At 72.3% G+C, this 20,708-nt stretch carries 19 protein-coding genes and 1 pseudogene; 8 read left to right on the plus strand and 12 right to left on the minus strand.

Translation table 11 applies throughout. The features are described from left to right. Positions 1 to 20: 20 nt before the first annotated feature. The 5 genes from rpmB to IPH07_09405 all read right to left on the minus strand — a co-directional run bounded on the left by rpmB (position 21) and on the right by IPH07_09405 (position 3,699). Positions 21 to 257 (minus strand): 50S ribosomal protein L28, encoded by a 237-nt coding sequence (gene rpmB / locus IPH07_09385; GenBank protein ID MBK6917600.1) that lies wholly within the window; start codon positions 255 to 257, stop codon positions 21 to 23. Between the two features lie 300 nt (positions 258 to 557). Then, the gene (queD, locus tag IPH07_09390; protein ID MBK6917601.1) at positions 558 to 956 is read right to left on the minus strand and encodes a 6-carboxytetrahydropterin synthase QueD; all 399 of its coding nucleotides are present in this window, start codon (positions 954 to 956) and stop codon (positions 558 to 560) included. Positions 957 to 965: 9 nt separating this feature from the next. After that, on the minus strand, positions 966 to 1,601 hold the full coding sequence (locus IPH07_09395) for a phospholipase D family protein (GenBank protein ID MBK6917602.1): 636 nt from the start codon (positions 1,599 to 1,601) through the stop codon (positions 966 to 968). A 49-nt stretch (positions 1,602 to 1,650) separates the two neighbouring features. Then, positions 1,651 to 2,637, minus strand: coding sequence for a ketoacyl-ACP synthase III (locus IPH07_09400; protein MBK6917603.1), 987 nt, complete (start codon positions 2,635 to 2,637; stop codon positions 1,651 to 1,653). A gap of 222 nt (positions 2,638 to 2,859) precedes the next feature. Then, positions 2,860 to 3,699 carry a hypothetical protein gene (locus IPH07_09405; GenBank protein MBK6917604.1) on the minus strand — a complete coding sequence of 280 codons (840 nt, stop codon included), beginning with the start codon at positions 3,697 to 3,699 and terminating at the stop codon, positions 2,860 to 2,862. Between the two features lie 325 nt (positions 3,700 to 4,024). On the opposite strand from IPH07_09405, the gene IPH07_09410 reads away from it, so the two are divergent. The 4 genes from IPH07_09410 (at position 4,025) to IPH07_09425 (ending at position 8,069) form a co-directional block, all read left to right on the plus strand. Next, entirely contained in the window at positions 4,025 to 4,702 is a 678-nt protein-coding gene (locus IPH07_09410; GenBank protein MBK6917605.1) for a molybdenum cofactor biosynthesis protein MoaE, read from the plus strand. A 77-nt stretch (positions 4,703 to 4,779) separates the two neighbouring features. Further along, the gene (locus tag IPH07_09415; protein ID MBK6917606.1) at positions 4,780 to 6,303 is read left to right on the plus strand and encodes a sigma 54-interacting transcriptional regulator; all 1,524 of its coding nucleotides are present in this window, start codon (positions 4,780 to 4,782) and stop codon (positions 6,301 to 6,303) included. Between the two features lie 65 nt (positions 6,304 to 6,368). Further along, a complete protein-coding gene (locus IPH07_09420) occupies positions 6,369 to 6,803 on the plus strand; it encodes a tellurite resistance TerB family protein (protein ID MBK6917607.1) in 435 nt (144 codons plus the stop codon). A gap of 6 nt (positions 6,804 to 6,809) precedes the next feature. Continuing rightward, positions 6,810 to 8,069 carry a M48 family metalloprotease gene (locus IPH07_09425; GenBank protein MBK6917608.1) on the plus strand — a complete coding sequence of 420 codons (1,260 nt, stop codon included), beginning with the start codon at positions 6,810 to 6,812 and terminating at the stop codon, positions 8,067 to 8,069. Between the two features lie 117 nt (positions 8,070 to 8,186). Here the strand turns inward: IPH07_09425 and IPH07_09430 are convergent, their stop codons facing one another. Both IPH07_09430 and IPH07_09435 read right to left on the minus strand, forming a co-directional pair. Beyond that, complete coding sequence (locus IPH07_09430; GenBank protein MBK6917609.1) at positions 8,187 to 10,475, minus strand: hypothetical protein; 2,289 nt, start codon at positions 10,473 to 10,475, stop codon at positions 8,187 to 8,189. A gap of 195 nt (positions 10,476 to 10,670) precedes the next feature. Beyond that, entirely contained in the window at positions 10,671 to 11,432 is a 762-nt protein-coding gene (locus IPH07_09435) for a VOC family protein (GenBank protein ID MBK6917610.1), read from the minus strand. Between the two features lie 240 nt (positions 11,433 to 11,672). On the opposite strand from IPH07_09435, the gene IPH07_09440 reads away from it, so the two are divergent. The 4 genes from IPH07_09440 to IPH07_09455 are packed head-to-tail and all read left to right on the plus strand — an operon-like array spanning position 11,673 to position 14,565. Continuing rightward, positions 11,673 to 12,662 carry a hypothetical protein gene (locus tag IPH07_09440; protein ID MBK6917611.1) on the plus strand — a complete coding sequence of 330 codons (990 nt, stop codon included), beginning with the start codon at positions 11,673 to 11,675 and terminating at the stop codon, positions 12,660 to 12,662. Between the two features lie 32 nt (positions 12,663 to 12,694). Next, complete coding sequence (locus IPH07_09445; GenBank protein ID MBK6917612.1) at positions 12,695 to 13,264, plus strand: sigma-70 family RNA polymerase sigma factor; 570 nt, start codon at positions 12,695 to 12,697, stop codon at positions 13,262 to 13,264. Continuing rightward, complete coding sequence (locus IPH07_09450) at positions 13,251 to 14,006, plus strand: hypothetical protein (GenBank protein MBK6917613.1); 756 nt, start codon at positions 13,251 to 13,253, stop codon at positions 14,004 to 14,006. Before IPH07_09445 ends, IPH07_09450 begins: the two co-directional genes overlap by 14 nt. Before the next feature lie 31 nt (positions 14,007 to 14,037). Continuing rightward, the gene (locus IPH07_09455; GenBank protein ID MBK6917614.1) at positions 14,038 to 14,565 is read left to right on the plus strand and encodes a hypothetical protein; all 528 of its coding nucleotides are present in this window, start codon (positions 14,038 to 14,040) and stop codon (positions 14,563 to 14,565) included. A 38-nt stretch (positions 14,566 to 14,603) separates the two neighbouring features. Here the strand turns inward: IPH07_09455 and IPH07_09460 are convergent, their stop codons facing one another. The 5 genes and pseudogenes from IPH07_09460 to IPH07_09480 form a co-directional block, all read right to left on the minus strand. Continuing rightward, positions 14,604 to 15,908: a DUF1552 domain-containing protein gene (locus IPH07_09460; GenBank protein MBK6917615.1), complete on the minus strand. Its 1,305-nt coding sequence runs from the start codon at positions 15,906 to 15,908 to the stop codon at positions 14,604 to 14,606. Further along, on the minus strand, positions 15,905 to 17,533 hold the full coding sequence (locus IPH07_09465) for a DUF1592 domain-containing protein (protein MBK6917616.1): 1,629 nt from the start codon (positions 17,531 to 17,533) through the stop codon (positions 15,905 to 15,907). The genes IPH07_09460 and IPH07_09465 overlap by 4 nt, the downstream gene beginning before the upstream one ends. Before the next feature lie 96 nt (positions 17,534 to 17,629). Beyond that, positions 17,630 to 18,310: pseudogene (gene nudC, locus IPH07_09470) on the minus strand (NAD(+) diphosphatase). Positions 18,311 to 18,521: 211 nt separating this feature from the next. After that, the gene (locus IPH07_09475; GenBank protein ID MBK6917617.1) at positions 18,522 to 19,274 is read right to left on the minus strand and encodes a leucyl/phenylalanyl-tRNA--protein transferase; all 753 of its coding nucleotides are present in this window, start codon (positions 19,272 to 19,274) and stop codon (positions 18,522 to 18,524) included. Next, positions 19,234 to 20,691 (minus strand): hypothetical protein, encoded by a 1,458-nt coding sequence (locus IPH07_09480; protein MBK6917618.1) that lies wholly within the window; start codon positions 20,689 to 20,691, stop codon positions 19,234 to 19,236. The genes IPH07_09475 and IPH07_09480 overlap by 41 nt, the downstream gene beginning before the upstream one ends. Between the last annotated feature and the right edge of the window lie 17 nt (positions 20,692 to 20,708).

Consider the following 20,708-nt stretch of genomic DNA (forward strand, 5'->3'; position numbering starts at 1 on the left):
GCGAAGGCGATCGACGCGAGCTAGATCTTCTCGCCGCGCGCGCGGAGCTCGGCGAGCACGGTGTCGATGCCGCGCTTGTCGATGTTGCGCATGCCCGAGGTGGACAGCTTGAGCTTCACCCAGCGGTTCTCACTCGCGACCCAGTACCGCTTGGTGTGCAGGTTCGGCAGCAGCCGCTTCTTGGTGCGCACGTGCGAGTGGCTGACGTTCATGCCCGGGGCGGGCCTCTTGCCGGTGACGATGCATTCCTTGGACATGACGTGCCTGCTTGATCCCGAGCGCCGAAGTCCGCGTGGCACCGCGTGGTGCGGTGGCCAGGGTGGGTGCCGGGGCGCGGAGCGTCGCTTGGGCCCCCTGGCTTGTCAAGCCTGGCCGAGGGCGGCGCCGCATGGCGGCGCGTGGCGGCGCGTGGGGACCCGCGGAGGTGCCCGACGGCCCACCCGAGCCGTCCGCGAGGCAATCGGCGGCGCCGATGCCTGCGAGACCAGCGACCGGGATCGGCGCAGATCGTCGGGGGATCGTGCACGCCCCCGGACGCGCAGGCGGCGACGCGAACGCTACTCCTCGGAGTACGTCACGCTGCTGCGGTCGTCCTCGCGGACGGTGATCGCCCGCAGCCGCACCCGGTCACCGCTGCGAGCCTGCAGCGTGCGCGCGAGCCGGGCATAGACGAAGCACGCGACGTTCTCGGCGGTCGGGTTGACCTCGTCGAACGGCGACACCTCGTTCAGCAGCCGATGATCGAGCTCGCCAGTGATGGCCTCGAGTCCGCGGCGCAGCTCGTGGACGTCGAGGCCCATGCCGAGCTCGTCGAGCTCGCGCGTCGCGACCTCGGCCTCGACCTTCCAGGTGTGGCCGTGGATGCGCTCGCACGCGCCGGCGTAGCCGCGCAACAGGTGTGCGGCGGCGAACTCGGTCTGCACGCGAATGACGTACTGCCGACGGTGCGTGGCCATCGGCGGAGTCTATGCCCGGCGCGCCGCGGGTTTCAAGCCGCGCGGACGTCCGATCGCGACCACCGTGGTCGCGCCGCTCGCCCGCGGCGGCGGCAGGTCGAGCGGCGCCTCACACGAGCTGCGCAGGCGGCAGTCGCTGCACTCACCGCCGCGCCAGATGCGATCGAAGTGGGCCTGCACGGCATCGAGCGTGCCCTCCTGCGTCGTCACGAACCCGAGCTCGAAGTTGCGCCGACCGTCGGCCTTGGCGCCGAGGCCGGCGCCGGTCCAGTTGGCCGAGCCGACGTAGGCCCAGCTGCCGTCGACCACCACCGTCTTCATGTGCACGCGCGCGCACTGTCGCAGCGCGAGTCCACCGGCGACCAGCCGCGGCAGCGCGTCGAACTGCGCACGGAACGGGCCCGACGGCAGCCCCGCGTGCAGCAGCCGCAGCTCGACACCGTCGCGAGCCAGCCGATCGAACTCGGCCAGCACCGAGTGGTAGCGCGCCCGCGGCCGCCCGTGGGGCTCGACCATCAGCTCCTTCACGTTGGCGGTCGCGATCCACACGCTGGTGCGGGCCGCGAGCACGCGGCGCACGACGAGCTCGTAGTGCTCGGTGCCCCACACGGCTCGCATCGCTGGTGGGCTGCCGCGGTTCGCCATGGTCGCGACCACGCTAGCCCAGCGCGACGGCTGGCCGCCAACAATGCGCCTACCAGCGCATGACGCTGGCGGCCCAGGTCAGCCCGGTGCCGAACGCGGTCATCGCGAGCACCTGGCCGTCCTTGAGCACACCGGCCTCGCGGGCCTCGGAGATCGCGACGGGAATCGACGCGGCCGAGATGTTGCCGTAGTCGTCGAGCACGCTGAACACCCGCTCGAGCGGGATCTTGGCCCGCTCGCGCGCGGCCTCCATGATGCGGAGGTTGGCCTGGTGCGGGATGAAGACGTCGACGTCGTCGGCGGTCACGCCAGCGGTCGCGAGCGCCTCGAGCAGGCCCTGGCTCATCGCCGTGACGGCGTGGCGGAACACCTTGCTGCCCTCCATGTGCACGGTGTGGGCGCGCTCGTCGACGCTCGCGTGGGAGGCCGGCATCCGCGTGCCACCGCCGGGCACCTGCAGGATGGATGCGAGCGTGCCGTCGCTGCCCCAGTTGGACGCCATGATGCCGCTGTCGCCGTGGCCTCCCGAGACGATGGCCGCACCGGCACCGTCGCCGAACAGCACCGAGGTGCGGCGATCGTCCCAGTTGAGGATCTTCGAGAAGACCTCGGCGCCACACACCGCCACGCGCTTGTCGGGGTTGCCGGCGACCCAGTTCGACGCGATCTCGAGGCCGTAGAGGAAGCTCGAGCAGCCCGCCATCACGTCGAACGCCGGCATGCCGCGGATCTGCAGGTGGTCCTGCACCCAACACGCAGTCGACGGGAACAGCGTGTCCTGCGAGCAGGTGCCCACGATGATGCCGTCGAGCTGCGAGGGCTCGATGCCGGCATCGTGGCACGCGTTCTCGATCGCGCGCGCCGCGAGGTGCGAGGTCGCGGTGTCACCCTCGACCACGCGCCGGGCCCGGATCCCGGTGCGCTCGCGAATCCACTCGTCCGAGGTATCCATCGTGCGCGACAGGTCGTCGTTGGTGACGACCTTCGGCGGGAGGTAGCGGCCGGTGCCGATGATCTTGATGTTCTTCACGGGCAATCACCAAAGGGGCGCGCTACGAGACCGGCGCGCTACTGCCGTAGCCGACCGCGACCCCGCGTGTCAACCGATCGGTCAGATCACGTCGGATCCGCTCCCGACGCCCCACGTCGCCGCTTTCGCGCTTTCGACCGCGGGTGCGCGCGAGAGCCCGCTCGGGTGCGCGTGTCGGGGCTCGCGTCGAGCGATCCCGACGCGGGCAGCGACGGTGCAACGCCGCCGTCAGCGCTCGAGCAGCTTGGCGAGGTGCGTGCGCTCCCACAGCACGGCCTCGGCGTAGCGCTCGAACTGCGCCTCGGCGCGGCGGAACTCCGGCGTGTGATAGACGCGGCGCCCGTCGACGACCGGCATGTCGTGCACCTCGTGCAGCATCTCGTGGTAGACGATCCACGCCACGAAGAAGCGCGGCACGTCGCTGGCGTCGAGCACGGGGTGGATGCGGATCAGCTCGTCCTCGAAGGTGTAGCTGCCGAGCTTGATGGTGTCGCGCGTGCGCTTGCGGGCACTGCGGGGGCCCCAGGTGATGCGGGCCCGGATGCGACCGCCGAAGTAGTGGGCGTTGAGCTCGTCGAAGATGTCCTTGAGGTCGTGGTGCTTGCCCTGCACGTCGCAGACCTGCGGGCTGGGGCCCTCGCGACGACGGATGTGGGTCTCGTGGTGATCGATGAAGGCCCGCAGCAGCCGCGCCGCGGCGGCGTCGCGGGTCTCGGCGTAGCGCACCAATGCCCGCAGCACCGGCGGCGGTGCGGCCACGAACATGTGGTGGACGCGGAACGTGACCACGCCGTCGCCGCGCTTGATCGACACCATCGTGTGGGTGTTGTCGGTCAGCACCACGCGTGGTCGGCCCTTGCCGAGGTAGGCCGCGAGGCGGTCCTGCAGAGTGCGACGGGCGAGGTCGTCGTCGGGCGACGCGACCGGCAGCGGCTCGTCGTCGGTGCCGACGCCGAGCTCGTCGATCGCGAGCGGGTCGTCCACCACCGCCGGCTCGCGGCGACGCGGCGGCACCATGCGCGGCACGGAGCGCGGACGTCGACCAGGATCGCGGGACGAGCTCGACATCGTCGGTGGTTCGTAGGGTGCGGCGGGGACCAACGTCGGGCCCGACGCGCGCGGCGGGGCCGCCCACACCGGCGGGCGCGCGGAGGCGAGTGCGCGGGCCGGCTCAGTCTGAACCAAATCACCGGCACTGGCGACGTCGTTGGGCGCGAGCCAGAGGGCTCGCCCGTTTCGAGGCGGCATCGCAGAGGTCAACGGCGATAGCTTATGATCGCGCGCGCCGACGCCCCAATTTCCCCGCAAGCCCAGGCGATCGCGTGCACACGATCGCGGCGAGGTCGGCGAAAGTTGCGATCGCCCCGGCGATCTCCCTGCTGCCGGAGCCCCCATGACCGAGATCGTCTACGAAATCTTGATCTTCGCCGCGCTGCGCGAACGCATGGGCGCGTCGTCGATCGCGGTGCGTGCGCCCGCGACCTGCACCGTCGCGGAGCTGCTCGCGGCCGCGGCCGCACAGCATCCGCGCATCGCGACGGTGCTGCCGGCCTGCCGCGTGGCGGCGGCACAGGAGTTCGTCGCCGCGGACGCGATCGTCCCCCACGACGGCGAGATCGCCTTCATCCCGCCGGTGTCGGGCGGGCACGACGGGGTCCCGCCGCTGCTGCTGACCCACGCACCGTTGCGCACCGGCGACGTGATCGACGCGGTCGCGGGGCCCGAGATGGGCGCGGTGTCCAGCTTCTGCGGCTACGTGCGCCGGCACAGCCGCGGACGCGTGGTGCAGTACCTCGAGTACGAGGCCTACGAGGCCATGGCGCTCGCGAGCATGCGGAGCATCGCCGCACGCGTGACCGACGAGGTCGCGAGCACGCGGCTGGCGATCCACCACCGCCTGGGGCGGCTCGAGCTGGGCGAGTGCGCCGTGGTCATCGCTGCGGCCGCGCCCCATCGCGCACCCGCGTTCGCGGCCTGTCGACTCGCCATCGAGGCACTCAAGCGCGAGGTGCCGATCTGGAAGCGCGAGATCGCCGAAGACGGTGCGGTGTGGATCGGCCTCGGGCCGTGAACGCGTCGCGCTCGATCACACCCTGAACGGCCGCACACGACCCCGGGGGGCGGGCCGCCCGCGGGATCGCAACGGTGATGTCGCGCTGGTCGAACCTCATCGACGTGGCCAAGCGACCGCCGTGCCCGTCGACTCCGACCGTGACCTTGGCCCCCTCCCCTGGCCGCGCGCAGCCGCTGTGGATCGGCCTGCGCGGCGGCCCCCGCGTGCCGCTGCGGGGTCTGCTCCGCATCGGCAGTGATCGCGGCTGCACGCTGGTCGTCGACGATCCCTATGTCAGTGCCCACCATGCCGAGGTCCACCTGCAGGACGGCCACGCGATGCTGGTCGATCTCGGCTCGAAGAACGGCACCTGGCTCGACGAGGTCCGCATCGACGCGTGCCCCTGGGTACCGGGCGTGCGCGTCCGCGTGGGTCGGACGCTGCTCGAGCTCGTCGACGCCGCGGGTGTCGACGCCGGCGCATCGGCGGCCACCGGCGATCCGGCGCGCGCACTGGGATCGGCGAGCGAGCGCAACGCGGCCGCGATGGTCGGCAGCGGCCCGGCCTTCACCGCGATGACCGCGGCCCTGCGCCGGGTGGCGGCGACCAAGCGGCCGGTCCTGTTGCTGGGCGAGACCGGCGCGGGCAAGGAGCTCGCGGCCGAGTACCTGCACCGCCACTCGCCCCGCGCAACGCGACCGCTGGTGGCGCTGTCGTGCGCCACGATCGTCGACAGCCTCGCCGAGAGCCAGCTGTTCGGCCACGCGCGGGGTGCCTTCACCGGGGCCCTGCGCGCCCACGCCGGCGCGTTCGTGCGGGCCGACGGCGGCACGCTGTTCCTCGACGAGATCGGCGAGCTGCCGCTGCTGCAGCAGGCCAAGCTGCTGCGCGTGCTCGAGACCTCGCGGGTACAGCCGATCGGCAGCGAGCTCGAGCAGTCGATCGACGTGCGCGTGATCTGTGCGACCCACCGCGACCTGCCGAGCATGGTCGCCGCGGGTCGCTTCCGCGAGGATCTCTACCATCGCCTCGGCGTGCTCATGGTCCGCGTGCCACCGCTGCGGGAGCGTCGAGAGGACATCGACGGCCTGCTGACGTACTTCGCCCGCGACGCCGCCCGCGAGCTCGGTCGCGCGGTCGAGTTCGCTGCCGGTGTGCGCCAGCTGGCGGCACGCCACCCGTGGCCGGGCAACATCCGTGCGCTGCGCAATGCGGTGGTGCGCGCGGCCGCGATGGACGACGGGCCGATCACCGCCGAGGCACTGCTGCCACCGCCGGAGCTGCCGTCGCTCACCAGCATCGCCCACGACGCGCCGCGCCTGCTGGCCACGCTGGCGCCGGCCCGTCCGCGACGTCGGCTCGATCGCGCGACCCTGGCGCAGCTGGTCGAGCACCACGGCAGCATCCGTCGTGCCGCGCTCGCGCTCGGCATCCCCCGCAGCACGCTCGGGGCTCGGCTGCGCCGCGGTGACGACGGGCCGGCGGTGCACGCCGTGCACAGCCCCGCCGACGCGGCCGCGGCGTGCTCGACCGCCGCGGCCACGCCCACCGGCGCCCCCCTGCCCGGCACCGCAGACCCGGCCTCCACGGCGCACGACGACGACGGCGAACGCGGTTGAAGCCGCGGCCCCGAATGCGCTACGGTCCCGTGCGAAGCTCGTACACCGAGCAAAGGAGTTCCACCATGGGTCTGCTGTCCCGCCTCACCGGCATGACGTCCACCAAGAAGCCCACGGACGACGTATTGCTCGTCCACGCCATGCTGCTGATGGCGGGCGCCGATGGCTACATCGACGACGAGGAGATCGCCACCGTCGAGGGCTTCGCCATGACGTTGCCCGAGTTCAAGGAGCGCGACTTCGGTGACGTCATCGCCGACGCGCAGAAGATGGTGCGCAAGTACCCGAGCCTCAAGGAGTCGGTCAACGCGCTGACCGAGTTCTCGAGCCAGGCGCTCAAGACCAAGGCCTTCGTGCTCGCCGCCGACATCGCGCTCGCCTCGGGCGACGTCGACGAGAACGAGGACCAGCTCCTCACCACCATGCAGCGTCTGCTCAGCGTCGACGACCAGACCGCGCAGACCGTGATCTGGGTGCTCTCGCTCAAGTACGCGAAGTAACCGACCATGGGAACCAAGACACTGCCCGACCGGACCATCCTGCAGGCTCGCCGCGACCGCACGTTGCGGGCAGAGCTGATGGAGGAGCGCGACATCCAGTACGCGCTCAAGAAGATCGAGGAGCTCTCCAGCGGCTACGGCTTCGTGTCGCGCCGTCAGCTCCTCACCGGCGCACTGCGCCTCACGCGGGGCATGGCCCCCGAGGTGGCCGACTCGCTCGCGCACTGCCGCGAGCTGCTCGGCTTCAGCGCACCCGTCGAGGTCTACGTCCGGCCGGAGCCGGTGTTCAATGCGGGCGCCATCCGCAACCCGGGTGGTGGCCCGCACATCATCGTGATCTCGTCGCGACTGCTCGAGGTGTTCACGCCCGAGGAGCTCCGCTTCGTGATCGGCCACGAGATGGGCCACATGGCGTTCGACCACTTCGGCATCCCGATGCCCGCGACCGCCGCGGTCGAGGACATGGCCGGCCAGATGGTCTCCCGCTACAACGCGCTGCGCCTGTACCTGTGGTGCCGCAGCGCCGAGATCACCGCCGACCGCGTCGGCCTGGTCTGCGCCGGTGACCCGGTCGCCGCCGCCAGCGGCTTCTTCAAGCTCGCCTCGGGGCTGTCGTCGCCGCGGGTCCAGACCGATCTCGAGGCCTACGCGACGCAGGTCGAGTCGCTCGCGTCGGCGCCCGAGGCCCGCAGCAAGCCCCGCCACGACGACGACACGCTCGACTGCTTCAGCACCCACCCGTACAGCCCCCTGCGCGTGCGCGCGGTGGTCGCGTTCAGCAAGAGCCGCACGTACCGCAGCCTCACCGGCCAGGGCGACGACGGCTACTCGGACGACGAGGTCGAAGCGATCGTCGAGCGCGACCTGTCGCTGATGGAGCCCGGCTACCTCGAGGAGAAGAACGAGGAGTCCACGCTCATGCGCCGGATGCTCTACTGCGCCGGCGTGTCGGTGGCCGCGGCCAACGGCACCATCGAGGACAGCGAGCTCAAGGCCCTGCGCACGCTGCTGGGTACCGACGACACCTGGGGTCCGGTCAACGCCGAGGCCGCCCGCGCCGAGCTCGAGCAGAAGTTCGACGCCGCCAACCAAGTGCCGTTCGCAAGGCGCGCCCAGCTGGTCCAGCACCTCACGATCGTCGCGGCCGCGGACGGCAGCGTCGACCAGTGGGAGCTGGGTGAGATGGGCCGCATCGCCTGGCGGCTGGGCGTCGACCCGTCGGTCATCGAGCAGACGCTGCAGGCGTCCGCCCACCCGATGGACTGACACCGGCCGATCGTCGCACGCCCCTGACCGGGGGCGCGCGCCGCATCGCAACGCCGATGTGACGACGGCGTGCCACCCCGACCGGGGTCGCACGCCGTCGGTCGTTCGGGCGCGGGCCTACAGGCAGGACGCGTGCAGCGGCCCGACGCAGGCGTTGATCTGCGAGAAGGTCGTCGAGCCGAACGCGCCACTGGGGTACGTCGTGTCGGCCACGGCGAACTGTGCGATCTGGACGCTGTCGCTGTCGCGCACCACCGTCACGGTGCTCCCGGTGGTGAGGTAGTCGATCGTCACGGTATAGGTCTGGCCCTGCGCCCAGCCAGCCGTGGTGGTCGCCGCGGGGGCCAGCAGCAAGGTCGAGTCGGCGGTGTCGGCCGGGCAGTAGATGTCGGCGCCACCGACCGATGCGAAGTCGGCGGCGTCGACCCGCTTGACGGTGATGCCGGCGGGCACCGAGCAACCGAAGAAGTTCTGCGACTGGCGCTTCCACGACATCGAGTAGAAGTGCGAGCTGTCCTGGGCGCCCCACACCAGGCCGATGATGTCGTCGTCGCCGCCGTGGTTGCTGACGCCGATGACGCCCTCGAGCGAGACGTCCTCGAACACCACGCCATCGCACAGGTGCAGACCGAAGTCGTTGTTGCCGTTCTCGCAGGCCCGCGTGCCGCCCATGTCGTAGGTGATCGACGCCGGCGCGGAGCCGGCATCGATGTCGCCCTGGAAGAGGGTGCAGTTGTTCTGCAGGTCGAACGAGTTGGCGTCGACCACGGTGACGGTGTCCTGGGCCAGGCTCACGCCGTCGTCGACCGTGACGGTGTAGGTCTGGAACCCGGTCGGGCTCGCGAGCGGGTCGGCGATGTCGGGATCGTCGAGCCCGGCGGCCGGCGACCACGAGAAGGTGTAGTTGCCGGTGCCGCCGGCCGCAACCGCGTTGAGCTGCACCGGCGAGCCCGCGAAGTCGGAGCACGACGGCGCGGCCGAGACCGTCAGCGGCGGCGCGCAGGTGTTGGTGTCCTGATCGCAGACGCCGTTGATGCAGTCGAGGCCGGTCAGGCAGTCCTCGCCGGTGTCGCAGGTGGCACCGCAGCTGCCGCCGCAGTCGAGATCGGTCTCGTTGCCGTTCTGAACCCCGTCGTCGCACGCCGGCGGCAAGCAGGTGAGCGTCAGCGGATCGCAGACCTGCGAGACGCAGTCGTCGCCGACGAGGCACCCCTCGCCGTCCTCGCAGTCGGCGGCACAGCTGCCGCCGCAGTCGATGTCGGTCTCGTCGCCGTTCTCGACCCCGTCGTCGCACGCCGGCGGCAGACAGACCATGCCCAGCTCGTCGCACGAGCCCGAGGCGCAGTCGCCGTCGATCGAGCACATCTCGCCGTCGTCGCAGCCCGGGCAGGTGTCGCCGCCGCAATCGACGTCGGTCTCGTTGCCGTTGCGGACGCCGTCGGTGCACGAGGCCGGCGTGCAGGTGTCGGCGTCGGGATCGCAGACCTGCGAGACGCAGTCGCTACCGACCATGCAGTCCTCGCCGTCGTCGCAGCCCGGGCAGGTGTCGCCGCCGCAGTCGATGTCGGTCTCGTTGCCGTTGCGGACGCCGTCGCGGCAGGTCGCGGGCGGCAGGCACGTCATGGTCTTCGGATCGCACTCGCCCGAGAGGCAGTCGGCGTCGGTCATGCAGCCGTCGCCGTCACCGCAGCCGAGCGGACAGCTGCCGCCGCAGTCGACGTCGGTCTCGTCGCCGTTTTGGACCCCGTCGCCGCACGAGGTGCAGGTCATCGTCGTGGGATCACACTGCATCGACATGCAGTCGGCGTCCTCGTTGCAGCCGTCGCCGTCCTTGCAATCGTTGGGGCACGAGCCGCCGCAATCGACATCGGTCTCGTCGCCGTCCTGCACGCCGTTGTCGCACGCGCCACCGGGCCCGCACGTCATCGTCGCGGGGTCGCAGTGGCCCGAGACGCAGTCGCCGTCGCCCATGCAGCCCTCGCCGTCATCGCAGCCGTCCGGGCAGGTGCCGCCGCAGTCGACGTCGGTCTCGTCGCCGTTGCGCGCGCCGTCGCTGCAGGTCGGGGGCGGCTGGCAGGTGCCGTCCTCGCAAACGCCCGAGGCACAGTCGGCGTCGACCGTGCAGCCCTCGCCGTCGCCACAGCCGGCCGGGCAGCTGCCGCCACAATCGATGTCGGTCTCGTCGCCGTTGCGCTCGCCGTCCATGCACGCGCCGCCGGCGGTCTCGCTGTCGGTCATGCCGTCGCTGTCGCCGGTGGCACTGTCGGTCTGCGTGCCGGTCACGACCGGGCAGTTGCCGCTGCCCGGGTCCTGGCCGAGGCCGTCGTCGAGGCAGGGATCGGCACACGATGCCGCCGCCAGCGAACCGAGTACTCCGACACTGATTCCAAGGGTTCTTCGCTTCATGGACATGGCGTATCGCTGACTCCGAGGCCGCCAGCTTACCGCAAAGCCGCGGGCCGGCGCCGCGCACAATCGCGGGTCGCAGCGCGCGCAAGGCCGCGTGACGCCGAGCGCCACGGCCGCTGCGGGGCAGATCGCAACGCCGGCGCCCGACGGCGGCGCGAACCCTTGGATCCGCGCCGCTCGCCCAGACGCGCCTCAGCGCGCGGGGATCTCGAACAAGCCCAGCATGGCCCCGACGTTGTCCTGGATCACGCTGATCGAGCCCACGGTCGGGATGTCGATCTTCGGCATCAACACCTTGCCGCCCTGCTTCTCCACCCGCGCGTTCGCGGCGGAGAGGGCATCGACGACGACGTAGGTCAGCCAGTGCGACGGCACACCCGGCGGGGTCTGCATGCGCGAAGCGACCTGCACGTTGCCGGCCGACCAGACCTCCATGCCGGCGCCGGAGCTCGACTCGGTCCAGCCGAACAGCTGGCCGTAGAAGGCGTGCGCGGCCTTCGGGTCGCTGCTGTTGAGCTGCTCCCAGCAGAACTCGCCGGTCTGCGGCTGCGCATCCGCGGCGCGCTCGCCATCACCACGCGGCGACGACCACACGTTGATCACCGCGCCCTGCGGATCGCTGAAGGTCGCGAAGCGACCGAAGCCTTCGATGTCGGTCGCACCCATGATGACCTTGCCGCCGGCGGCGGTCGCCTTCGCCACGCTGGCCTCGACGTCGGTGGTCGAGACGTAGAGCGCCCAGTGTGGCGGCACTCCGGGTGCGGGCAGCTCGAAGCAACCGCCGACGGGTTGCTCGCCGAGCTTGAACATCGTGTACGTCTTGCCGTCGGCCATGGGGGCGCGCTCGGTCTTCCACCCCAGCACCTCGCCGTAGAAGCGCACACTGTCATCGGGGTTGGGCGTCAGGATCTCGCGCCATACGAACTGACCGGGGCGATGCACGATGTCGTTCATGTCGAAACACTCCTTCGGCCTCGGGGTTGGCCGAGACGCGCGCACGGTTCTATCGGCTGCAACGATGCGCCGGCAAGCCGCACGACCCGAGGCTCAGCACGGGCGTTGGGACGTCGTTCGCCCAGGGGCCGCACGCGAGCGTGGCGGCGCGCACACGATGCCCACGACCGAGCGTCGGCAGCTGCGCGGGCGCACGATCGACGGTGGACGTCGGTGTCGCCGCAGCGGTAGAGCTTCGGTGTGGCGGCAGCGGTAGCACTCGCGGCGTGGCTCACCGGCGCTGCGCCGGGCACCGCGACGTTGGGCTGGGAGGCGCCGCCGTCATGTCCCAGCGCGCAAGACGTCGGCAACCGCCTGGCGGCGCGCGTGGGCGTCGACGGCGAGGGCGGCAGCGAGGTCACGCGCGGCGAGGCGCTCGTGGCCCGCGAAGGCACCGGCTACGTCGCGATGCTGGTGGTCACGACCGACGCGGGCAGCACGACCCGGCGGCTCGAGGCCGACCGCTGCGACACGGTGGCCGAGGCAGCGGTGCTGATCGTCGCGATGGTGCACGCCGAGCGCACGACCGCAGCGCTTCCCGAGGCAACGCCGGCGCCCGACGAGCCCCCGGCGCCGGCGCCCGCTGCCGACGCGCCCACGCAGCCTCGCCCGCCGACGCCGCAGCCGGTGGCGGCACGCATCCCCGCATCGCCACGGACGCAAGCGGCGATCCTCGCCGAGGTGTCGCTGCGCCTGGGCGGCTTGCCACGCGTCGGGGTCGGCGTCGGCGGTGGGGTTGCGGTGCTGCGGCCGCGCTGGCGCGCCGAGCTGATCGGCCGCTACTGGGCCCCGCGCGAGGCCGCGATCGGCCCCTCGCCGGGCAGCGCCCGGGTCGCCGTCGGGGCCGGCACGGTCGGCGCCAACCTGGGCCCCTCGTGGCGACTCGGGCCGGTGGAGCTCGTCGCCATGGCTGGCCTCCACGTCGGGGTCGCGGTGGGCGTCGGACGAGAGGTGCCGCTGCCACGAACGTCGCGACGCCCCTTCGTGGCGGCGGGCGTGCAGCTGGCGCTGCTGTGGCCGCTGCATCCGCGGGTGGCGTTGGGCGTGCGCGGGGCCTTCGACGCCATCGCCGTGCGCCCCCGCTTCGAGCTGCGCGACGGCGGCCGCCAGTACACGGTCGCGCCGGTGGCCGGGGCACTCGCCGCGACACTCGAGGTGCGGCTGGGCATCCGCCGAAGGACGATTCCGTGACGGAAGCTCGCCATCCCCGGGATTGCGCAGCGGTGCGTGTGGTCTCCACCGATCCCGACGAGGTGTCCGCTCCCGTGGAAGAGGTCGGTGCGTTCACGGAGGTGTTCGCGGCGCAGCACGACTTCGTGTGGCGCACGCTCGGGTACCTCGGCGTCGGCCGTCCCGCGCAGGACGACGCGACCCAGGACGTGTTCATCGTGGTGCACCGACGCTGGCGCAGCTACGACCCCGCCGTGCCCCTGCGCGCATGGCTCTTCGGCATCGCGCGGCGGGTCGCCGACAAGTACCGGGCCCGGGCCGCCCGCGCCGCACCGCTGCGGATCCTGCCCGGCCCCGATGTGCCGCTGCCCGATGATCTCATCGCGCACCGAGAGGCCGCGGACCTCGTCGAGGACTTTCTCGCGACACTGCCCGCAGATCAGCGCGACGTCTTCGTGCTCGCGGAGCTCGAGGGGTTGAGCGCGCCCGAGATCGCCGTCGCGCTCGACGGCAAGCTCAACACGATCTACTCGCGACTGCGCCTGGCGAGGCGGGCCTTCGAGCGCGCGCTGGCCCGCCACCAGGCGCGATGGCGACGGGAGGCCGACCATGGCGAGGCTTAGTCCCGAGGCCCGCGCGGCCCTCGACGGTTTCCGCGCGTCACGCTCGCCCGATCCCGGCCGTCGGCGCCGCAACCTCGAGGCGACGCTCGCCCGCCTCGACGAAGCGCCCGTGGCGGAGCCGGTCGTCGTGCACCCACGGACGCGCTGGATGCTGGCATTCGCGGCCGCAGTCGCGATCGCCATCGCGACCGCATCGCTGCTGCACGTTTCCGTCGCGCGGCGCGACGACGCCGCCACGCCCACGCAGGCAGCGGCCGCTCCGGTCGCCACGCCGCCGCTGCCGGCCCGCGAGCGGCGGCCAGCGGTCTTGCCGGCGCCCGCGGCCACCGATCCGCACCCTCGCGCGCCCGCTGCACCGATGATCGCGAGCCCGTCGAGCGTGGGCTCGCGGTCGCCCACCCGGTCGAGCCCACGGCCACCCCCCGCCGCGTCCACGCCCACGCCGCCGCTCGCCGAGCAGCTGTTCCTCGAGACCGCGCTGCTGTCCCGCATCCGCGCTGCGGTCGACGCCGGCGACGACCCCGAAGCCTTGGCGCTGCTGCGGCAGCACGCGCGCGAGTTCCCGCGCGGGGCGATGCTCGAGGACCGCGAGGCGTTGCTCGCGATCGTCGGCTGTCGTGGCGGCGCAGCGACGGCCGCCGCCAGCGCAGCTTCGTTCGTGCGTGCCCACCCGCGCTCGCCCTACGCCGCCGCGGTGCGCCGCGCGTGCGCGTCGATGTGGCCCGCTGCGAAATCGCAGTGACGGAGCCGGGCGCCACCCGGGAACTCGCTGCATGACTTCGACCAAGACCACCGTGTTGTCGTTCGCCGTGCTGCTCGCCTGTGCCACCGATCCTGGGGACGTCGGCTCCAGCTCCAACGCCACCACCGGCACCGACGGGGGCGGCTCGTCGATGGGCACGGCCACCTCGAGCGCCGCCGGCACCCAGACCGACGGGGGCACGTCGAGCGACGCCAGTGGCGACCCCGGCACCGATTCCGATCCCGCGTCCTCGAGCAGCGCCACGCAAGCCAGCGAGAGCGGCTCCGAAGCCAGCTCGAGCGCGTCGTCGAGCGGCGACGGCGACAGCGGCACCACCGGCACTGCGGTCGCCGACTGCAGCGAGTGTGGCCCCGACCAGGGCTGCGTCGGCGAGGTCGCCTTCGGCGTCGAGTACTTCTGCGTGCCGTGGCCGGCGGACTGCGATGCCGAGTTCGACTGCGCGTGCGCGGCCGAGTACTGCGTGGACCCGTTCACGGCGTGCGTCGATCTGCCGGACCCGCCGCAGCGGACGATCCACTGCGAGTGCGTCACCTGCTGAGAACGGCCGTGGGTGAACGCGTCGCGTTCACCCACGACTCACACGAACAGCCCCGGAAGCGGGCCGCTGCCGGTGTCGAGCGTGCCGTACTGCTCGACCCCGGTCAGCCCCATCGCGTGGCAGGCCGAGACCAGCACGCGACCGTGCACGATCGGCGAGCCCGAGAGGTAGCGACCGCCCCGCAGGACATCGGTCGCGCCGGCGAACACGAACGGCACGTTGCCGATGTCGTGATCCCACGCGCGACCGAGCTCGGAGCCCCAGATGACGAGGGTGTTGTCCAGCACCGAGCGGCCGTCGGCGTCGGGCGTGGCGGCGAGTCGATCGAGCAGGTACGCGAAGCGCTCGGCGTACCAGCGGTAGAGGCCCGCGAGGGTCGCCTGCGCGCCCGCGCTCGAGTCGTGCGACGTCGTGTGGTGGCCGCCCTCGGTCAGACCGAGCCACGGGTACAGCGTGTTGTCGTTGTCGGCGATGCGGACCTGCATGCTCCCGACCCGCGAGAGGCCACAGCCGAGGGCGGCCGCCATCAGGTCGGACTGGCGATCGATCGCGGTCTGGCTGTCGACGCCCACCGGCGCTTCGGGAGCCTCGCAGACGGCGGTGAGCGTGAGCTCGAGCTCGCGGATGCTGTCGCCGTGCGCGTCGAGCCGCGCCTGGTCGGCGGCCGACAGCGTCGCCCTGCGCTCACCGAAGTCGGCGACCACACGATCGAGCACGCTGGCGCGGCGGCGGGCGTCCTTCTCGGCCTGGAGCTGGTCGGGGTTGATGGCCCCGAACAGCGTCGAGAACGCGAGCTCGGGCGAGTCGAGCGGGCTGCGCGGCATCGCGGGCGCGGTGTAGATCATGCGCGTGGCCGGGTGCAGACCGCCGCAGCCCAGCCCGAGCTCGATCGAGCCATAGGGCGTCGGCGGGCCCGCGAGCTGCGACGCGATGAACTGATCGACCGACACGCCGGTGTTCCAGCCGAAGCACTGGCCGTGGTCTTCGCGGCAGAACTCCGCCGTGCTGGTGTCGATCGGCGAGCCGGTCCACAGCAGCGGCATCGTGTACGTGTGCGGGATGTAGTACTCGGTGCCGACGTCGAGCGCGACGCCGTCGACGATCACCATGCGCTCGCGATGGGCGGCCAACGGCTCGAGGATCGGCGACAACGCGAAGTCGGTCTCGCCGCCCGTCGGGCGCCATTGGTCCCACACGGTGCCGTGGGGGGTGAAGAACAGCAGCAGCCGCGGTGAGGCCGGGGCCGCCGCAGCCCGCAGCCACGGGAACAGCGACAGCGCGCTGCCAGCAGCAATCGAACCGCCCAGGAAGGCGCGACGTGACGGGAGCCGAGGCGTCTTCATGGTGCGATCTCCGGGGCCATGCGGTACCAGTCGGACGCGACCAACCCGAGGATCAACGCGCGCAGGCCGTCGGGCTCGCGCGCGTCCGCGGCGAGCTGCTCGATGAGGCACGCGGTCGCTTCCTTGTCGGGCGTGCCCGCGGCGTAGCTGGTCCACTGCCGCGCGATGCAGGTCGGAGCCGTGCCGCTGTCGGCCAGCACGGCGGCCAGCTCGACCGGACCTTCGACGGAGACGTCGACACCGTCGAGCGGGAAGGTGCTGGCGTCGTCGATCGGCTTGCCGTGCTCGGCCTCGCGGTACCGACCCAGCCAGTCGAGGCTCTCGAAGGTGAAGCCCATGCCATCCATCGGCGCGTGGCAGCCCGCGCAGGATGGATCGCTGAAGTGCGCCTCGAGCCGCTCGCGCGTGGTCGCGTCGGGGCCGATCTCCGGCAGCGTCACGCTGACCCCGGGCGGAGGTGGCGGTGGCGGCGTGCACAGCACGTTCGCGAGCACGTTGAAGCCGCGCAGCGTCGGCGACGTGCCCTCGGCGTGGGACAGCGCCGCCATGACGCCAGGCAGCGTGAGCAGCCCGGCACGGTGGCTCGGATCGAGCATGGTGGTCTCGCCGGCCTCGACGAGGTCGGCGCCGTACAGCGGCGCCAGCAATGGCGACGTGGCGGTCTCGCTGCTGGTGAACAACGTGGTGATGTCGCCCTGCTGCGCGAGCACCAGCGAGAGCAGCTGCACCGGCTCCGCCCGCATCGCCGCCAGCGTCTCGGCACCGAGGGCCTCGAGGTCCGGCCGCGCATCGGGGTCGTTCAGTCGCTCGAGTCGCAGCCATTGATCGACGAAGTCGGTCAGGCCGCCCACGCTGCGGGGATCGGCGAGCAAGCGCGCGGCCTCGGCCTGGACCTGCTCCGGCGTCGACAGCTCGCCGGCCGCCGCGCGATCGAGCAGCGCCGCGTCCGGGTTCGCGCCCCACAGGGTGAGCGCGAGGCGCGAGGCGATGCTGTGATCGTCGAGGTAGCCGTCGGCGCGGGCGACCTCGTCCATGTAGAGGAAGCTGGGGCTCTGCAGCATCGCTTCGAGCACCCACCGCGCGCCCTCGGGACCGCCGCCGTCCTCGGCTGCGCCCGCGGCGAACAGCTCCTCGTAGCCGGCGCGCTCGCCCGAGCTGAGCGGGCGGCGGAACAGCCGGCGGCCGACATCGTCGAAGAGCCACGTCGTGCACGCGACGCTGGGCTCGGCGCACATCGAGCGATCGGCCGCGAGCACCGTGGCCTCGGCGAAATCGAGATAGCCGCGCGCGCCCGCGAAGTCGACCGCGCTCGAGACGTTGCTCTTGAAGGTGAAGAGCTTCTCGTCGTCGACCTCGAGCGGCATGGTCACGCCGAGGATGTCGGCGACGCTGCGCTGCACCTGCAGCGCAGTGAGCCGACGCATCGGCACCGGTGCGCCCGGGCTCTGCGTCGAGCTGCAGTCCGCGGGCTCGCCGGTGCTGTCGCCGGCCGTGTCGACGCCGGTCGTGTCGACGCCGCTGGTCGCCGCGCCGGTGGACCCGTCCGCGCCCGTGCCCGAGACACCGGCGTAACAGCTGCAGACGAGCGACGCGATCACGAGCGAAGGCGTACGTGTCGGGCCCATCGTCTCTTTGTAGCGGCCACATGCGCGACGTGTCAACGCGGGGGGTGGGTTCGGGCCGCGTGCGCGAGCACGGTTACGTGCAGATCGCGATCGACGTCAGGCCGGCGACCTTGGCGGCGCTGCGGCGGTGCGCTCGATCCAGGCCCGGAGCACATGGTGCGCCACCGCGAACCGTGGGGGCGCGAACGCGGTGGGGTGCGTCCGCTCGAGCATGGCGATCGCCTCGTCGCGGCTGAACCATCGCGCGTCCTCGAGCTCGTCGTCGACGGTGATGCGATCGCTGTGCGCTTCGAGCAGCAGGCCGAGCATCAGCGACGACGGGAACGGCCATGGCTGGCCGAACAGGTACTCGGCGCGTCCGCAGCGGATGCCGGTCTCCTCGAGCACCTCGCGCGCTGCGGCCTGCTCGAGCGTCTCGCCGGGCTCGACGAAGCCGGCGAGGCACGACCACAGCCCCGGTGCTCAGGTGCGTTGGCGGCCCAGCAAGCACCGTGCGTCGCGCACCGCCAGCATGATCACGACGGGGTCGGTCCGCGGGAAGTGCTCGGCTCGGCACGCGTCGCAGCACCGCTTCCAGCCGGCATCGACCGCGTGCGACGGCGCGCCGCAGCGACTGCAGTGGCGGTGGTGACGGTGCCACTCGAACATCGCCCGAGCGGTGGCCGCAGCGCCGCCGTCGAAGGCTCCGCTCGACCGCGTCGACGAACAACGCACCGCCACGCATGACGAGGACCCGCGCCCGCGCCGACGCTCGTGCGGTGGCGATCCACGCCGCATCGCGACGACGATGGGCCGCGCGATCGAGGCCGGCACCGGTGAGCGGGATCCATGGAGCTTCGGGAGAGCAGGCCATCTCGAGCGATCGAGAGCATAGCGCGGCGAGAACCACCGGCGGCGTGCATGCCCGGCGATACGCTGAACGTCGACGCGACGCGTCGGGGGCCCGCAGGTCGTTCCTCCCTTGCGCTCGACCACGTGCGGGCGCCGGTCAGCCCTCGGGCCCGTCGAAGCGCCACGGTCCCGGTCGATGCGGGTGCGCGAGCGCGGCCGCGAGCCGGGTCTGGAAGTCCACGCGCTCGAACATCCGCGCGCCGAAGCGCTCGAGATGTTCGGTGTGGACCTGGCAGTCGACGAGCTCGAACTGCCAGCGCTGCAGCTGCTCGACCAGCGTGACGAAGCCGAGCTTGGAGGCGTCGGGCGCGTGGGCGAACATGCTCTCGCCGAAGTACGCGCGGCCCAACGCGACACCGTACAGTCCGCCCACGAGCTGGTCGCCGGACCACGCCTCGACGCTGTGCGCGTAGCCCAGGCGATGCAGCTCGCCGTAGGCGCGGCGCATGTCGGCGGTGATCCAGGTGCCGAACTGGCCCGGTCGCGGCGCGCGGGCGCAGTGGGCCATCACGTCGTCGAACGCGGTGTCGAGGGTGATGCGGTAGGGCCGACGCGCCGCCGCCTTGCGCAGGCTCCGGCCGACGTGCAGCTCGCCCGGCAACAGCACGAAGCGCGGCGCCGGCGACCACCAGAGGATCGGGCGACCCTCGCTGTACCACGGGAAGATGCCGTTGCCGTAGGCCAACAGCAGTCGCTCGGGGCGGAGATCGCCGCCGACCGCGAGCAGGCCGTCGTCGTCGGCGAGCGCGGGGTCGGGGAACACGAGGGCGTCGTGGAGTCGGAACACGCGCGTCGTCACCGTGGAGGAATCAAGGGACGTACTCGTCGGCGCCGTAGTCGGGCCGCGCATCGCGGGGCTGCAGCTCGAAGTCGTCGAGCACCGCCGGCGCCGGCAGCACCACGCCGACGTCCCGCGCCGCGGTCGCGTCGACGCGCAGGTGTAGATCGAGCTGCGGCGGCGGCTCGAGGGCCGCGACGAAGAGGTTGAGCGAGACGTCGGTCGCGTTGGACTGCCCCAGCTGCACGGCCGCGGGGTCGCGGGCCCAGATCGCGTGGGTCACGAGGTTGTTGGCCAGCCGCAGCCGCGAGCGCGCGTAGCGATACTCGATCGACGACAGCACCGCGAGCGTGGCGACCACCGTGTTGTGCACGACGTCGCCACCGCAGACGCACCACATCGAGATGCCGCTGTCGACGTTGGCGAGCGTCGCGATGCCGGGCCCGCCGGTCCACACGCGGTTGTTGCGGACGCCGCCGCCGATGTGCCCCCAGTACTGTGCGCCACACTGGGCGTCGTCGAACGGGCGCAGCGGCGGCGTCGCATCGAGGCAGCCGTCGGCGCTGCCGTCCGGCGGCCCGGAGTCGCCGACCACCAGCGGGCGCCAGTCGTCGACGAACAGGTTGCGCTCGATCTGCGTGCCGCGGGCACCGAAGCCCACGCGCACCGCGGGCAGCGCGTTGTGCTCGGCGCACCAGAAGCCCTGCACGAGGTTGTCGCGCACGACCCAGTCGGCGGTCGCGGTCATCGAGATCGCGCCGACGTTGCAGGCGGCGACCTGCTCGGCGCGGAAGGCATCGCCGAGCCCGAAGTCGCTGCATGCCACCTCGCCGTCGTCGGCGAAGAACCCCGCGCTCGCGTCGGCATCGACGCGGAGCTGCGCGGCCGCGGCGTCACGCAGCACCAACCGATGCAGGCGCGTGCCCGTGATCGACGACGTCGACGGCTCGACGACCACCAGCGAGCCCGCGGTGGCGCGCAGGCCCAGCTCGGCAATGGTCACGTCGTCGGCGGCGATGCGCACGAGATCGAAGCTGCCGCCGGCGCCGTCGAGCCAGACCGCGGTCGGATCGTCGCCGACGCCGCGCAGCGTCACGCCTGCGGCCGTGATCGTCAGCCCACGCGGCAGCACGTAGACCCCCGGCGCGAGCACGAAGGTGGTGTCGGGCGCGGCGGACTCGATGCGATCGGGCAGCGTGGCCGCGTCGTCGGGCGTCAGCGCGACCGCGTCGGCAGGTGCTGGCGGCAGCGCATCGCAGCCCGGCGACGGCTCGAGGCCGCCGCTGTCGGATCCGCCGTCCTCGCTGGCGCCGCTGCTGCCGGCCGCGGGCGCCTGCCAGCGGGGGTTGTCGATCAGGCACCCCGCCAACGCCGACGCGGGCAGCAGCGCCAGCCACGACGCCGGGCTGCGACCGCGCGGGCTCGCCGGCGTCGCCCCGGGGGCTCGCGCGACGACCTGCAGCGGTCGGGGATCCGCGTCGGCGCTCACGTGCGTGGCGCCGATGC

The sequence above is a fragment of the Deltaproteobacteria bacterium genome (assembly GCA_016709225.1).
GTDB lineage: Bacteria > Myxococcota_A > Polyangia > Nannocystales > Nannocystaceae > Xiheibacterium > Xiheibacterium phototrophicum.